11 protein-coding genes and 1 pseudogene are annotated in these 13,879 nt (G+C 72.1%); 6 read left to right on the plus strand and 6 right to left on the minus strand.

Going from position 1 to position 13,879, the window contains the following annotated elements; all coding sequences use genetic code 11:
- Positions 1-41 precede the first annotated feature (41 nt).
- From glpK to AB0L71_RS03280, 3 genes and pseudogenes are all read left to right on the plus strand, one after another.
- Entirely contained in the window at positions 42-1,577 is a 1,536-nt protein-coding gene (gene glpK / locus AB0L71_RS03270; RefSeq protein ID WP_365237234.1) for a glycerol kinase GlpK, read from the plus strand.
- A gap of 30 nt (positions 1,578-1,607) precedes the next feature.
- Positions 1,608-2,269: pseudogene (locus AB0L71_RS03275) on the plus strand (FCD domain-containing protein); the annotation flags it as partial.
- A 165-nt stretch (positions 2,270-2,434) separates the two neighbouring features.
- Positions 2,435-3,499 carry a PAC2 family protein gene (locus AB0L71_RS03280; RefSeq protein ID WP_365237476.1) on the plus strand — a complete coding sequence of 355 codons (1,065 nt, stop codon included), beginning with the start codon at positions 2,435-2,437 and terminating at the stop codon, positions 3,497-3,499.
- A 198-nt stretch (positions 3,500-3,697) separates the two neighbouring features.
- On the opposite strand, the gene mshC is transcribed toward AB0L71_RS03280, so the two are convergent.
- The 4 genes from mshC to AB0L71_RS03300 form a co-directional block, all read right to left on the minus strand.
- The gene (gene mshC / locus AB0L71_RS03285) at positions 3,698-4,927 is read right to left on the minus strand and encodes a cysteine--1-D-myo-inosityl 2-amino-2-deoxy-alpha-D-glucopyranoside ligase (protein WP_365237235.1); all 1,230 of its coding nucleotides are present in this window, start codon (positions 4,925-4,927) and stop codon (positions 3,698-3,700) included.
- Positions 4,928-5,075: 148 nt separating this feature from the next.
- Positions 5,076-5,939, minus strand: a complete 864-nt coding sequence (locus tag AB0L71_RS03290; RefSeq protein ID WP_365237237.1) for an SCO1664 family protein — start codon at positions 5,937-5,939, stop codon at positions 5,076-5,078.
- Positions 5,903-6,493 (minus strand): DUF3090 domain-containing protein, encoded by a 591-nt coding sequence (locus AB0L71_RS03295; protein ID WP_365237239.1) that lies wholly within the window; start codon positions 6,491-6,493, stop codon positions 5,903-5,905. Before AB0L71_RS03295 ends, AB0L71_RS03290 begins: the two co-directional genes overlap by 37 nt.
- A gap of 106 nt (positions 6,494-6,599) precedes the next feature.
- Positions 6,600-7,322, minus strand: coding sequence for a histidine phosphatase family protein (locus AB0L71_RS03300; protein ID WP_365237241.1), 723 nt, complete (start codon positions 7,320-7,322; stop codon positions 6,600-6,602).
- Between the two features lie 59 nt (positions 7,323-7,381).
- Between AB0L71_RS03300 and corA the strand changes: the two genes are divergently transcribed.
- The gene (gene corA / locus AB0L71_RS03305; RefSeq protein WP_365237242.1) at positions 7,382-8,374 is read left to right on the plus strand and encodes a magnesium/cobalt transporter CorA; all 993 of its coding nucleotides are present in this window, start codon (positions 7,382-7,384) and stop codon (positions 8,372-8,374) included.
- Positions 8,375-8,396: 22 nt separating this feature from the next.
- Here the strand turns inward: corA and AB0L71_RS03310 are convergent, their stop codons facing one another.
- Both AB0L71_RS03310 and AB0L71_RS03315 read right to left on the minus strand, forming a co-directional pair.
- Positions 8,397-9,185, minus strand: coding sequence for a ferritin-like domain-containing protein (locus AB0L71_RS03310; RefSeq protein ID WP_365237244.1), 789 nt, complete (start codon positions 9,183-9,185; stop codon positions 8,397-8,399).
- 213 nt (positions 9,186-9,398) lie between these two features.
- Positions 9,399-10,448 (minus strand): LLM class F420-dependent oxidoreductase, encoded by a 1,050-nt coding sequence (locus AB0L71_RS03315; protein WP_365237245.1) that lies wholly within the window; start codon positions 10,446-10,448, stop codon positions 9,399-9,401.
- A 141-nt stretch (positions 10,449-10,589) separates the two neighbouring features.
- Between AB0L71_RS03315 and AB0L71_RS03320 the strand changes: the two genes are divergently transcribed.
- Together AB0L71_RS03320 and AB0L71_RS03325 are read left to right on the plus strand one after the other, a co-directional pair.
- Entirely contained in the window at positions 10,590-11,573 is a 984-nt protein-coding gene (locus AB0L71_RS03320) for an aldo/keto reductase (RefSeq protein ID WP_365237247.1), read from the plus strand.
- Complete coding sequence (locus AB0L71_RS03325) at positions 11,570-13,849, plus strand: helix-hairpin-helix domain-containing protein (RefSeq protein ID WP_365237249.1); 2,280 nt, start codon at positions 11,570-11,572, stop codon at positions 13,847-13,849. Before AB0L71_RS03320 ends, AB0L71_RS03325 begins: the two co-directional genes overlap by 4 nt.
- Positions 13,850-13,879 lie beyond the last annotated feature (30 nt).

Below are 13,879 nucleotides of genomic sequence, written 5' to 3' on the forward strand. Positions count from 1 at the left end.
GCCGTACCCCTCACGACCACACAGTCTTCCGGGAGCACACCGTGACCGACGCACACACCACCGGCCCGTTCATCGCAGCCATCGACCAGGGCACCACCTCCAGCCGCTGCATCGTCTTCGACAGGGACGGCCGGATCGTCTCCGTCGACCAGAAGGAGCACGAACAGATCTTCCCGAAGCCGGGCTGGGTCGAGCACGACGCGGCCGAGATCTGGGAGAACGTCCAGGAGGTCGTGGCCGGCGCCGTCGTCAAGGCGGGCATCACCGCAGCCGATGTGAAGGCGATCGGCATCACCAACCAGCGCGAGACCACACTGCTCTGGGACAGGCACACCGGTGAACCCGTCCACCACGCCGTGGTCTGGCAGGACACCCGCACCGACGCGCTCTGCAGGGAACTCGGCCGCAACGTGGGCCAGGACCGCTTCCGCCGCGAGACCGGTCTGCCGCTCGCCTCGTACTTCGCGGGCCCCAAGATCCGCTGGCTGCTCGACAACGTCGAGGGCCTGCGCGAGCGCGCCGAGCGCGGCGACCTGCTCTTCGGAACCATGGACTCCTGGGTCATCTGGAACCTGACCGGCGGCGCCGACGGCGGCGTCCACGTCACCGACGTCACCAACGCCTCGCGCACCCTCCTGATGAACCTGCACACCCTGGCATGGGACGAGAAGATCCTCTCGTCCATGGAGATCCCGGCGGCCGTGCTGCCCGAGATCCGCTCCTCCGCCGAGGTGTACGGCACCGCCAGGGGCGGCGTCCTGGACGGGGTCCCGGTCGCCTCGGCGCTCGGCGACCAGCAGGCGGCCCTGTTCGGCCAGACCTGCTTCTCCGAGGGCGAGGCCAAGTCCACGTACGGCACCGGCACCTTCATGCTGATGAACACCGGCGAGAGGCCCGTCAACTCCTACAACGGACTGCTGACGACGGTCGGTTACCGGATCGGCGCACAGAAGCCGGTGTACGCCCTGGAGGGCTCCATCGCCGTCACCGGCTCGCTGGTGCAGTGGATGCGTGACCAGATGGGCATGATCGAGTCCGCGGCCGAGATCGAGCCCCTGGCCGCCTCCGTCGAGGACAACGGCGGGGCGTACTTCGTGCCCGCGTTCTCGGGTCTGTTCGCCCCGTACTGGCGCTCCGACGCCCGTGGCGTCATCGCCGGTCTGACCAGGTACGTGACGAAGGCGCACATCGCCCGCGCGGTCCTGGAGGCCACCGCCTGGCAGACCCGTGAGATCACCGACGCCATGACGAAGGACTCCGGGGTCGAGCTCTCCGCCCTGAAGGTCGACGGCGGCATGACCTCCAACAACCTGCTGATGCAGACGCTCGCCGACTTCCTGGACGCGCCCGTCGTGCGGCCGATGGTCGCCGAGACGACGTGCCTCGGCGCCGCGTACGCCGCCGGCCTCGCGGTCGGCTTCTGGCCGGACACCGACGCACTGCGCGCCAACTGGCGCCGGGCCGCCGAGTGGACCCCGCACATGGAGGCGGAGACCCGCGAACGCGAGTACGCGTACTGGCTCAAGGCCGTGCAGCGGACCATGGGCTGGATCGAGGACGGCACGGGCGAGAAGTGATCACCGCAGCCTCCCCGGGTGCGTCCCGCGGTGAAGACGCACCGGGCCTCCGGTCTCCTCCCGGGCCGTGCCGGGACCCGGGGGCGGCCCGGCGACCGGCTCCCCAGGGAGAGTGAACTCTCGGCGGATCCGGGGCTCCCGCGCAATTCCTTGCGGAAGGCGGTGCGCACCCTGTCGCTGATCCGCATGCTCGACGTGCGGCAGGGCGACGGCCCCCACGTGATCAGCTTCGACCCACAACTGCCGCTGGAGTCACTGAGCTTCGTGGTGGACTTCCCCCGCGACGACACGGTGCTCGAATTCCTCGCGGCCCGCCGGATCCTGGAACCGGCGGCCACGGCAATGGCGGCGACGCGCACAGAGAGGCCCGACTGGACGCTGTGGCCGCACAGTTGGACTCCCTGGGCGTCGAGCCCTCGGTGGAGGAACTGATCGCCTGTGACCTGGAGTTCCACCGCGGCATCGTGGAGTCGTCGGGGAACTCGTTGCTCTGCTCGCTGCTCGACGGACTCTCGGGGCCGACGACCCGGGCGCGGATCCGGCGGGGGCCGGCCCAGGAGGACGCGCTCAGCCGCACGCTCCACGAGCACCGGGCGATCCTGTAGGCCCTGTGGGACCGGGATGCGGAGGCCGCCCGGGCCTGGGCGACAGCGCATGTGGCGGGCGTGGAGCAGTGGTTGCACTCGACCCTGTGGCGCGGGGACACCGAGGCCGTACCGACAGGGCTTCCCCCGTTCCCGGTCCCGCCCCTGTGCCGTACCGGTGACCGCGACGACGGCGGGACTGGGACTGCGGCACATGTGACCAGAAGCCGTAAGGTTGACGAGTACGCAAGGGAACTTCGGAAGGAGGCCTGGGTGATCGAGCTCGAGGGAGTTCCCGAGCTGATCGACCCGGTCATGGTGGCCGCGTTCGAGGGATGGAACGACGCAGGTGACGCCGCCTCCACGGCGGTGGCGCACCTGGACCGGGAGTGGAAGGGCGAGGTGTTCGCGGCGCTGGACGCCGAGGACTACTACGACTTCCAGGTCAACCGGCCGACGGTGTGGCTGGACGGCGGGGTACGCAAGATCACCTGGCCGACCACCCGGCTCTCCGTGGTCCGCATCGGCGGGGACGAGCCCCGCGATCTCGTTCTGGTCCGCGGCATCGAGCCGTCCATGCGCTGGCGCTCGTTCTGCAACGAGCTCCTGGGATTCGCCCATGAGCTGGGCGTGGAGATGGTCGTGATCCTCGGCGCGTTGCTCGGCGACACCCCGCACACCCGGCCGGTACCGGTCAGCGGGGTCACCTCCGACCCGGACCTGGCGCGGTCCATGGATCTGGAGGAGACCAGGTACGAGGGGCCGACGGGCATCGTCGGCATCCTCCAGGAGGCCTGTACGCACGCGGGTGTTCCCGCGGTGAGCCTGTGGGCCGCGGTGCCGCACTACGTGTCCCAGCCGCCCAACCCGAAGGCGACGCTCGCGCTGCTGAACCGCCTGGAGGACCTTCTCGGTCTGCGCATCCCGCTGGGCGAACTGCCCGAGGACGCACGCGCCTGGCAGCTCGGGGTCGACCAACTGGCAGCCGAGGACAGCGAAGTGGCGGAGTACGTCCAGACGCTGGAGGAGGCCCGGGACACCGCCGAGCTGCCCGAGGCGAGCGGGGAGGCCATCGCCCGCGAGTTCGAGCGCTATCTGCGTCGCAGGGACATCGGTCCGGGCCAGGCGCCCGGTGGGCATGCGACGGACGGCGGCGACGCCTCGTACCTGCGCGACACCTCCAGTGGTCGCACCCGCCCGCCGAAGCCGGCCCGGCCGGACACCGGGTCCGGTTCGGCGCCGGGCGGCGGGCCCGGCCGGCAGTCGCCGACCGGCCGGGAGAACGAGGACGGCGAGGACGGCCCACCGGCCCCGCCGGATGATTCATCGGAGGACTGACGGACCGAGAGAGCGCCGGGCGGGTGCGTACCCGCCCGGCGCTCCTGTGTGTCCGGTGCGTGCGGGAACAGCCTCCGGGGCGCGTTCGACACGGATCGCTCGACCAGGGGCGGAACGGAACCGGCCCGGGACTTCTTGGAGAAGTCCCGGGCCGGTTCATGGATGGGCGGCCCTCGGGGCCGTCACCCCGTGCGGTACTTACAGGGCGACACCCAGCAGCGCGTCGACGGTGCGCGAGACGAGGCCGGGTGCGCCCTCGTCCGTCCCGCCGCCGGCGTTCTGGCGCTCGGCCCAGCGGTCCACGGCGGCCAGCGCCGCCGGTGCGTCCAGGTCGTCGGCGAGGGCCTCGCGGACCTCCTCGACCAGGGCGTCGGCGGACAGCCCGTCGGGCCGGGAGACGGCGGACCGCCAGCGTCCGAGCCGCTCCACCGCATCGGCGAGCACCTGGTCGGTCCACTCCCAGTCGGACCGGTAGTGGTGCGCCAGCAGGGCGAGGCGGATCGCCGCCGGGTCCACCCCGTCCTGGCGCAGCTTCGAGACGAAGACCAGGTTGCCCCTGGACTTGGACATCTTCTCGCCGTCCAGGGCGACCATTCCGGCGTGCACATAAGCCTGGGCGAACGGGTACTCGCCGGTCAGCACCTGGGCGTGCGAGGCCCCCATCTCGTGGTGCGGGAAGGCGAGGTCGGACCCGCCGCCCTGGACGTCGAAGCCCATGCCGAGGTGGTCCAGCGCGATGGCGACGCACTCGATGTGCCAGCCGGGGCGACCGGGACCGAGCGAGGCCCCGTCCCAGCTCGGCTCGCCCTCACGGGCGGCCATCCACAGCATCGGGTCGAGCGGGTTCTTCTTGCCGGGGCGCTCCGGGTCGCCGCCGCGCTCGGCGGAGAGCAGCCGCATCGCCTCGGCGTCGAGGTTCGAGACCCCGCCGAAGTGCGGGTCGGCCTCGACGGAGAAGTACACGTCCCCGTCGAGTTCGTAGGCGGCGCCGGCGTCCCGGAGCCGTTCGACGAGCGGAACGATGCCGGGTATGGCCTCGACGGCACCGATGTAGTGCTTCGGCGGAAGCATGCGGAGGGCGGTCATGTCCTCACGGAACAGCGCCGTCTCGCGTTCGGCGAGCTCGGTCCAGTCCTGGCCGTCGCGCACGGCCCGCTCCAGCAGCGGGTCGTCCACGTCGGTCACGTTCTGGACGTAGTGGACCTGCCGCCGGGTGTCGAGCCACACACGCTGGACGAGGTCGAACGCGTTGTAGGTCGCCGCGTGCCCCATGTGGGTCGCGTCGTACGGAGTGATACCGCAGACGTAGATACGGGCGACGGGACCGGGGTCGAGAGTGATCCGTCCGCCGGTCGCGGTGTCGTGGATCCGAAGGTCGCGGCCCTTGCCGGGCAGGGCGGGGACCTCAGAAGCGGGCCAGGCATGCATGCCACGAGCGTAACCGGACGCATGTTCCGGATACGAACCGGATGCCGGATCTGGCCGAAGGGGCGGTCTTGCGCGGCCCTGGCCCATCTGCTCTGCCTCGTCCCCGTCCACGCGCCCGCTGCTCGACCGCCGGGCCCACGCCCTTCCGTCAGACCGGCGGCCAGGGGATCGACGGCCATTCCCCGCTCGGCTCCGGGTGCTTCCCCGACACCCTGAGTGCCTCCACCCGGCCGCGCAGCGCCGCGATCTCAGCGGCGGTGATCAGCTCGGCCAGCCGGGTGACGAGGGCGGTCCCCGGCGCGAGCGCCGCACCGAGACGATCGACGACCTCGACCGCCTCGGCCGTCAACGGCTCCCCCGCCCACCCCCAGAGCAGCGTGCGCAGCTTGTCGTCGGCGTTGAAGGTCACCCCGTGGTCGATGCCGTAGAGCCGGCCGTCGGACGCGGGGAGCAGGTGGCCGCCCTTGCGGTCACCGTTGTTGATCACTGCGTCGAGCACCGCCAGCCGCCGCAGCCTCGGATCGTCGGCATGGACCAGCAGGGCCCTCCCGCCTTCCTCGGTCTCCGCGAAGGCGACGGCCTTCCAGCCCTCCCCCGGTTCCTCGTCCTCGACGAGCGCCAGGAGCGGGGGCCGGCCGTCCGCGTCGGGGCCGTCGGGGCCGTTGTCCTCTGCCGCCGTTTCGATCCACAGCTGGCACATGCCCTCACCGTAGGGCCCGTCCCGCAGCACGGTGGGCGGTATGAGCCCCCATCCGGTCGCCTCGGAGATCTCGTACGCGGCCACCTCGCGCTGGGCGAGCGTGCCGTCCGGGAAGTCCCACAGAGGCCGTTCCCCGGCAACGGGCTTGTAGACGCACGTGACTTCCTCGCCTTCGTGGGCGACCGTGCAGTAGAGGACCGCGTTGGACGCGCCACGGATCCGGCCGCGGACGGTCAGCCGGCCCTCGGCGAGGAACGTGACCAGTTCGGTCGCGGTCAGGCTCCGCGACGGTACCCGTTCTGGCGCGGGCATACATGTCCTTCCGGATCGAGCGGCAGGCTGCACAGCGGGCACGGCGGGCGCCCGGCGTTCACGACGTCCAGGGCGCGTTTGGCGAAGGCGCGGGCCTGCGCGCCGCTGAGCCGGACCCGCAGCATCGGCGGGCCGTTCTCCTCGTCCTGGAGCAGCCGCTCCTCGGCCTCCGCGAGATCCTCGTCGGATGCCACGTCCAGCTCGACCAGTGCCTGCGCCTCGACGATCATGCGCTGGTCCTCGCCGTCCCAGGCGAGCGCCATCGTGCCGACCCGGAACTCCTCCTCGACGGGCACGTCGAGGGGCGCGGTGTCGGTGACGTCCATCGGCGCGACGGCGGGCACCGGCGAGTTCCCGCCGGTCCGCCGCACCACTTCGTCGAGCAGTTCGTCGATGCGCTCGGCGAGTGCGGCGACCTGGGTCTTCTCCAGGGCCACACTGGTCACGCGTCCGCCTGAGGATGCCTGCAGGAAGAACGTACGACGCCCAGGCAACCCGACCGTACCGGCCACGAAGCGGTCCGGGGGGTCGTAGAGGAACACCTGACGGGACACGTCCTGTCTCCCTTGAGAATTGACGGCAGATGAGCGGTGGCCGGGCTTCCGGGGGATTCCCCGAGGAAGGGCGCCTCCGGCGCATCCACCCTACTGTGAGAAGCGATCACGGCGCCCCTGCGCCGCCCCCGACCGCCGCATCGGCATCGGCGTCCCCGGCCGCACGCCTGCCGTGGCCCGCACCGTCGGGGTGCTCCCGGGGCGCCAGGGCGGCGAGGTCCCCCGTGTCGCCGAGCCGCAGCAGGAAGGGCCGCAGTCTGGTGTAACGGATCGCGGTGACCGAACAGGGATCGGCCTGGATCCGCTGGAAGAGGTCGAGATGCATACCGAGCGCATCGGCGACGAGGGCCTTGATGATGTCGCCGTGCGAGCACATCACATAGGCGGCGTCGTCGCCGTACTCGCCCTCGATCCGCGCGTTCCAGTCCCGCACGGCGTCGACCGCGCGCGCCTGCATGGCACGCATGGACTCGCCGCCGGGGAACGCCGCGGACGAGGGGTGCTGCTGCACGACGCTCATCAGCGGTTCCTCGGTGAGTTCGGCGAGTTTGCGTCCCGACCAGTCGCCGTAGTCGCACTCGCTGATGCGTTCCTCGGCGTGCAGCACCAGTTCCGGCCGGGCTTCGAGCAGCGGCGCCAGGGTTTCCCGGCAGCGCTGCAGCGGGCTGCTGACGGCGGCGACCAGGGGCAGCGCGGTCAGCCGTCCGGGCAGCGCCGCGGCCTGTGCGCGGCCGCGCTCGTCGAGCGCGACACCGGGGGTGCGGCCCGCGAGCACCCCGTCCGTGTTGGCGGTGGAGCGTCCATGGCGTACGAGGATCAGGGTGGGCATACGAGCCAGCGTAGGGCTCCGGCGCCGACGAGGTGCGCCGGGCACCGTGGCAGGGAAGAATGCGCGCCGTGATTGTGGACTGTGCGATCTACCGGGACGGACGTCGTACCGCGGGCCCGGAGGATCTCTCCGAGGCCCTTGCGGAGGCACGCGCCACCGGGGACGCGTTCCTCTGGATCGGACTGTACGAGCCGACGAAGAGCGAGATCGAACGCGTCAGCAGCGAGTTCGGGCTCCATCCGCTGGCGGTGGAGGACGCCCTGAGCGCCCACCAGAGGCCCAAGCTGGAGGTGTACGACGACTCGCTCTTCGCGGTCATCAAGCCGGTGGTGTACGAGCACCACAGCGACAAGGTCACCACCGACGAGCTGATGGCGTTCGTCGGCGATTCGTTCGTCGTGACGGTGCGACACGGGGAGGGCGCCCCGCTGGCCGCGGTACGCCGCCGTCTGGAGTCCGAGCCGGACGTTCTCAAGCACGGGCCGACCGCGGTCCTGTACGCGATCAGCGACGCCGTCGTCGACCACTACATCGAGGTCGCGGGTGAACTCCAGGCCGACCTGGAGGAGCTGGAGACCGAGGTGTTCGCACCGGCAGGCGGGGACACCAAGAACACCGCGTCCCGCATCTACACCTTCAAGCGGCAGATCCTGGAGTTCCGCCGGGCCGCGGGGCCGTTGAGCGACCCCATGGCCCGGCTGGCCGGCGCGGAGGTGCCGTTCGTCCACGAACACTCGCAGCCCTTCTTCCGCGACGTGAACGACCACCTGACGCGTGCCAACGAGTACGTGGACGGGCTGGACCGGCTCCTTTCCGACGTCCTGTCGGCCCACCTGGCCCAAGTGGGGGTGCGACAGAACGACGACATGCGCAAGATCTCGGCCTGGGCGGCGATGGCCGCCGTACCGACCATGGTGGCGGGGATCTACGGCATGAACTTCAGGTACATGCCGGAGCTCAGCTGGACGTGGGCGTATCCGGCGGTGATCGGGGTGATGGGTGTCCTGGTGTTCGGCCTGTACCGGCTCTTCAAGACCCGCGGCTGGCTCTGACGGGCAGGACCCGTCGCCCCCATCAGCCGGCCGCGGGCACCCGCGTCGCGGGGCCGCCCAGCGGATCGCGCCGTCGGGGCGGCGACAGGCTCACCATGCGCCGCCACCCGACGAGCCGTTCGTACCCGTAGACCGCGTGGATACCGGCGGCCAGTACGGCCGACTTGGCCCGGGGCCAGTGCAGGATGCGGCCCATGTGGTCCATCACGGCGAGACTGACGTCGCGGTACACCCGGATCTCGGTGAGCGCGGACTCGCGCAGGATGCGCTGGATCGTACGGCCGTGTCCCAGCCGGGCGAAGCGGAGCAACTCCTCGTGACAGTAGGCCAGGTGGTTGTCCTCGTCGTCCGAGATCATCCTCACGGCGCGACCGAGGTCGGGGTGGTCGGCGAAGTGCGTGCGCAACAGCGCCATCTGCTCGGAGGCGCGCTGTTCGGTGACCCGGCTGTGGGCGAGGTAGGTGATGATGTCCCGCTCGGAGAGCGGCTCCTCGCGCCGCAGCTGCTCATGTGCGAGGCCGATGCCGTACTGCTCCAGCAGCATCGTGTAGTCGGTCTCGCGCGGCACCTCCACCGGCTGCAGTCCGCGCTTCCTCAGCAGCGCCTCGAAGATCCGGCCGTGCTTGTCCTCGTCGGCGCCGTGCCGCGCGATCCTGGACGCCAGGTGGCGCTGGCTCTCGGGTGCGAGGGCCGCGATCCGGCCGTTCTCCCAGCCGCCCTGGGACTCCCCGCCGGCCGCGATGGAGCAGAAGAGCCGGAAGGACTCGTCCTCGTCGAGGATCTCCTGGAACAGGCTCCTTGCCGAGAGCATCACCGCCACCTCCGTGTCGCCGTCCGTGCACCGACAGTCAAAAGCGGCTGCCCTGCCGGGGCAACAGGAGCGCTCCCGTACTGCTCCGGTCGGGGCCGGCCCGCCGGCGGTGCTCCGTACCCTCTCGGGGACGGAGCCGCCACCTCGGCCGGGCTGCCGGCGCGCCAGGGCGTGTTTCGAAAGGGGCGTCGCCGAGCAGGCGGGACTTTCGCCCTATGCGAGCCCGGCCCGTTCCAGGGCTTCGGCGCCGGCCCGCAGGGCCGTGATCCGCTCCTCCAGCGTGAACCCCGCAGGCGCGAGGGTCAGCGTCGTGACGCCCGCCGCGGCATAGGCCTGCATGCGCTCGGCGATCCGCTCGACCGAGCCGAGCAGCGTGGTCTGGTCGATCAACCGGTGCGGAACGGCGGCGGCGGCGCCGTTCTTGTCACCGGACAGGTACAGGTCCTGGATCTCGGCGGCTTCCTTCTCGTATCCCATGCGCCCCGCGAGCCGGTTGTAGAAGTTCTGCTTGCGGCTGCCCATGCCACCCACGTACAGCGCGGTGTACGGACGGAACATGTCGGCGAGGCCGTTGACGTCGTCACCGACAGCCAGCGGAAGGGTCGGGCAGACGTCGAAGCCCTCCATGGTCAGGCCCGCCTTCTCGCGGCCGGCCCGCAGGTGCTTCACCGCGGTCTCCTCGAGGTGCTCCGCGGACGGGAAGATCAGGAGCGCGCCATCGGCGATCTCACCGGTCTGCTCCAGGTTCTTCGGGCCGATCGCGGCGATGTAGAGCGGGATGTGCTCGCGCTGGGGGTGGACGGTGAGCTTGATGGGCTTGCCGGGGCCGTCCGGCAGCGGGAGCGTCCAGTGCTGCCCCTGGTACGACAGCCGCTCGCGGGACATCGCCTTGCGGACGATCTCGACGTACTCGCGGGTCCGGGCCAGCGGCTTGTCGAACCTGACCCCGTACCAGCCCTCGGAGACCTGCGGCCCGGAGACGCCGAGGCCGAGCCGGAACCGGCCTCCGGAGAGCGAGTCGAGGGTGGCGGCGGTCATCGCCGTCATCGCGGGCTGGCGGGCCGGGATCTGCATGATCGCGGAGCCGACATCGATCGATTCGGTCCGGGCGGCCACCCAGGCGAGCACGGTCGGTACGTCGGAGCCGTAGGCCTCGGCCGCCCAGCACACGTCGTAACCGATACGGTCGGCCTCCTGGGCGACGGCGAGGTTGTCGCCGTCCATTCCCGCACCCCAGTAACCGAGATTGATGCCGAGCCGCATAGCCGCTCCCCTTACTGATCAGTAACGTCGCTGGTCCCCGGACTCTAGCGCGCGGCGACGCGTTCCGGCAGGGGCGGCCCGACAAGGGGTTGTCCACAGGCTTCCGCCGAGGGGGGCTTCCGGCCAGTAATCTCAGCCCACATGGAGCAGAGGCATCTCGGCCGCACCGGCCTTCGCGTGTCCCGGATCGGGCTCGGCACCCTGACCTGGGGCCGGGACACCGACGAGCACGACGCCGCTGAACAGCTGAAAGCCTTCTGGGAGGCGGGCGGCACACTGGTCGACACGGCCGATGTGTACGGCGGCGGAGAGGCCGAACACCTGCTCGGACGGCTCATCGAGAGCCTGGTCCCGCGACGCGATCTGATCATCGCGACGAAGGCGGGCAGCGTGCCCGACCCGTATCGCCGGTTCAACGGATCCCGTGGTCATCTGCTGGCCGCGCTGGACGCCTCTCTGGCGCGGCTCGGGACGGACCATGTGGATCTGTGGCAGCTCCATGCCTTCGACCCGGTGACGCCGCTGGAGGAGACCCTTCAGGCGGTGGACCTGGCGGTCTCCACCGGCCGCGCCCGGTACGCGGGGGTGTCGAACTTCTGCGGCTGGCAGCTGGCCAAGGCCGCGACCTGGCAGCTCGCCTCGCCCGGGGTGCGCACCCGGCTGGCGAGCACCCAGATGGAGTACTCGCTGTTGCAGCGGGGCGTGGAGCGAGAGGTGCTGCCGGCCGCGCTCGACCTGGGTGTGGGACTGCTGCCCTCCTCCCCCCTGGGCCGCGGGGTCCTGACCGGAAAGTACCGGACGGGCACGCCGTCGGACTCGCGCGGCGCCTCGGAGCTGCTCGCTCCCTTCGTCGAGCCGTATCTCGACGAGCCGGCGAGCCGCATCGTGGACGCGGTGGCGACAGCCGCCGACGGGCTGGCCACGACACCGCTCCAGGTGGCTCTGGCCTGGGTGCGGGACCGTCCCGGAGTGGTGGCCCCGATCGTCGGCGCACGCAACGCGCGGCAGCTCACGGAGGCATTGTCGGTGGAGGCGCTTAGTCTTCCTGACGAGATCTGCCAGGCGCTCGACGACGTGTCCGCGCCCGTGCACCGCTATCCCGACCAGGACTGGAGCACGCTGTGACTGCCCTTCCCCGGGGGGAGACCCCCGGCTCCCCGGCCGCCGACGACGCCGATGCCGTCGCGGACCCTTCCGCCGCCGTACCCGCTCCGCCCGTCCGGGGCGAGGGGCACGGGGCGGGCGAGGGACCGTCGGCGGCCGACGGTGCCGCCGAAGTCGCGGAGACGGAAGACGACGAATCCGGGACCACCGGCGCCGACGAGGAGACGGCAGCGGAGCCCGGCGCCGAGGGGGCGACCGACGGCACCGCTCCTCTCTCCGAGGCCGAGGCCGAGCTCGCCGCCCAGCGTGAGCTGCGGGAGCGGATCGAGAAGCGCAAGGCCGAGAAGGCGGGCCCCATCGCCGCGGGCGCGAAGCTGAGTGGCAAGGCGGCCGATCTGCTCGCGGCCGTGCGCGCCGTGGAGAGCGGCGACAAGCCGGCCGCCTCGTTCTTCGATTCCCCCGCACCCGCCGTGCCCCGCCGGGACGCTCCCGCGCCCGCTCCGGTGCGCCCCCGCGTGCCCGAACCCGCCGCGGCTCCGCAGGGGCCGTCGCCCCAGACCCTCGCCGCGGTGGCGGCCGTGCTGGCCGAGGGCGGGGCGCCTGGAGCTCTGGCGGGCGCGGCGGCCGAGGCCCTCGGCGCTCAGGCCGCCGAGGGCCTGCGCGAGGATCCGTGGCGGTTGCTGGCCGTGCCCGGGGTCAGGCCCGAACAGGCCGACGGATTCGCGCGGGCGCTGCTGGGCGCCGCATGCGGTCCGGACGACGAGCGGCGGACCTCGGCCCTGGTCAGCCGGCTGCTGGAGCAGGCCGCACTCCGCGGCCACACGGCACTGGACGCGGCAGCGGTCCGTGCCGCCCTCGCCGAGCACTCGGTCGCCGACCCCGAAGCCGCTGTCCGGCACGCCGTCGCCGAGGGCGTCGTCCTGGTCTTCCAGGACGGACAGGAGGAAGGCCAGGACGACCAGGAAGCCGAAGTGCCGGCGGAGCCCGGCGAGGACGCCGGGGGCGGTTTCGAGGACCGGGCCGGACAGGAACCGGTGCAGGTGCTGCTGGGGCTCGACCGGTACGCACTCGCCGAGGAGAGCCTCGCCGACGGCCTGGCCCGCCTCGTCAGCACCTGCGGGAAGGACGCGGACTGGGCGCAGGCGGCGTCGGCCGCGGGCTCCCCGTCGGCGGCCGAACTGATCCGCGCGGTCGCGGCCCATGGTCTGGTGGCACACACCGGTGGCGAAGCGGCCAGGGCCGAACCCGCCGCTCTGATCACCGCGGCCCGCGGTCTCGGCCTGCGTGCCCTGGGTGCGGTGCACAGTGCCGAGGGCAGGCGCCGGCTGGCCGAGGCGACCGGTGATCCGTCGGCGGCCGTCACGCTGGCCGGGCTGGTCTCCGGCACCGAGGGCCCGGGGCGGGACGAGGAGGGCGCGATCGCCGTCGACCTGCTCGTGGTGCTGGACGCCCCGCAGCTGGACGTCGAGACGGCCGCGATCCTCGTGGAGTCCCTGGCGGACGGCACCCGCCTGGTCCTCAGCGGCGACCCGGGCGTGCTGGGCTCGGCGGGTGCGGGGCAGGTCTTCGCCGATGTGCTCGCCGCCCGTGTGTGCCCGCAGGTCGTCTCCCGTACGCCGGACCCGGGGCCGATCGGCGAGCTGGTCTCCGGCATCGGCATCGGGGAGCTGCAGACGGTCGCGGCGCCCGGCAGAGAGGTCGTGATCGTCCCGGTGCGCGACGCGGGCGAGGCGGTCCACCGCACCGTGCAGCTGGTCGCCGACTCGGTGCCGCGCGCCCTCGGCGTACCGTCGGCCGACACCCAGGTGATCACCGTCGGCCACGGAGGCCAGGCGGGGACCCGGGCGTTGAACGCGGCGCTGAAGCAGCGGCTCAACCCGGGGCCGGGGCGGTTCGGCGGCTACGACCCGGGCGACCGCGTGGTCCATGTCCCGGCGCCCGGCAGGGCCGTGCCCGGGGTGGTCGTCTCGGCCGACGCCGAGGGCCTGCACCTGGACTGCGCGGGCACCGAGGTCGTCGTGGCGCAGGAGCGGGTGGAGTCGTCCGTGCGCCACGGCTGGGCCCTCACCGCACACCAGGCGGTGGGGATGCGGTGGCCGGCGGTGGTCGTCGTGCTGCCGGGTGACGCCGTCCGGGGGCTGAGCCGCCCCTGGGTGTATACCGCTTTCGGCCGCGGGGAGCGGCACCTGTCCGTCGTGCACGGCGTGGACCAGGCGCTGGAGCGCGCGGTCGCCCAGTCGCCGGTCCGGGACCGCACGACGCGACTGCGCACCTTGCTGGAGACCCCGTCCGGATGACCGGGCCGCGTCCTGTCGTCCGTCGTCGGG

Origin of the sequence: Streptomyces sp. NPDC052052, assembly GCF_040680455.1 — a bacterium.
Classification (GTDB): domain Bacteria; phylum Actinomycetota; class Actinomycetes; order Streptomycetales; family Streptomycetaceae; genus Streptomyces.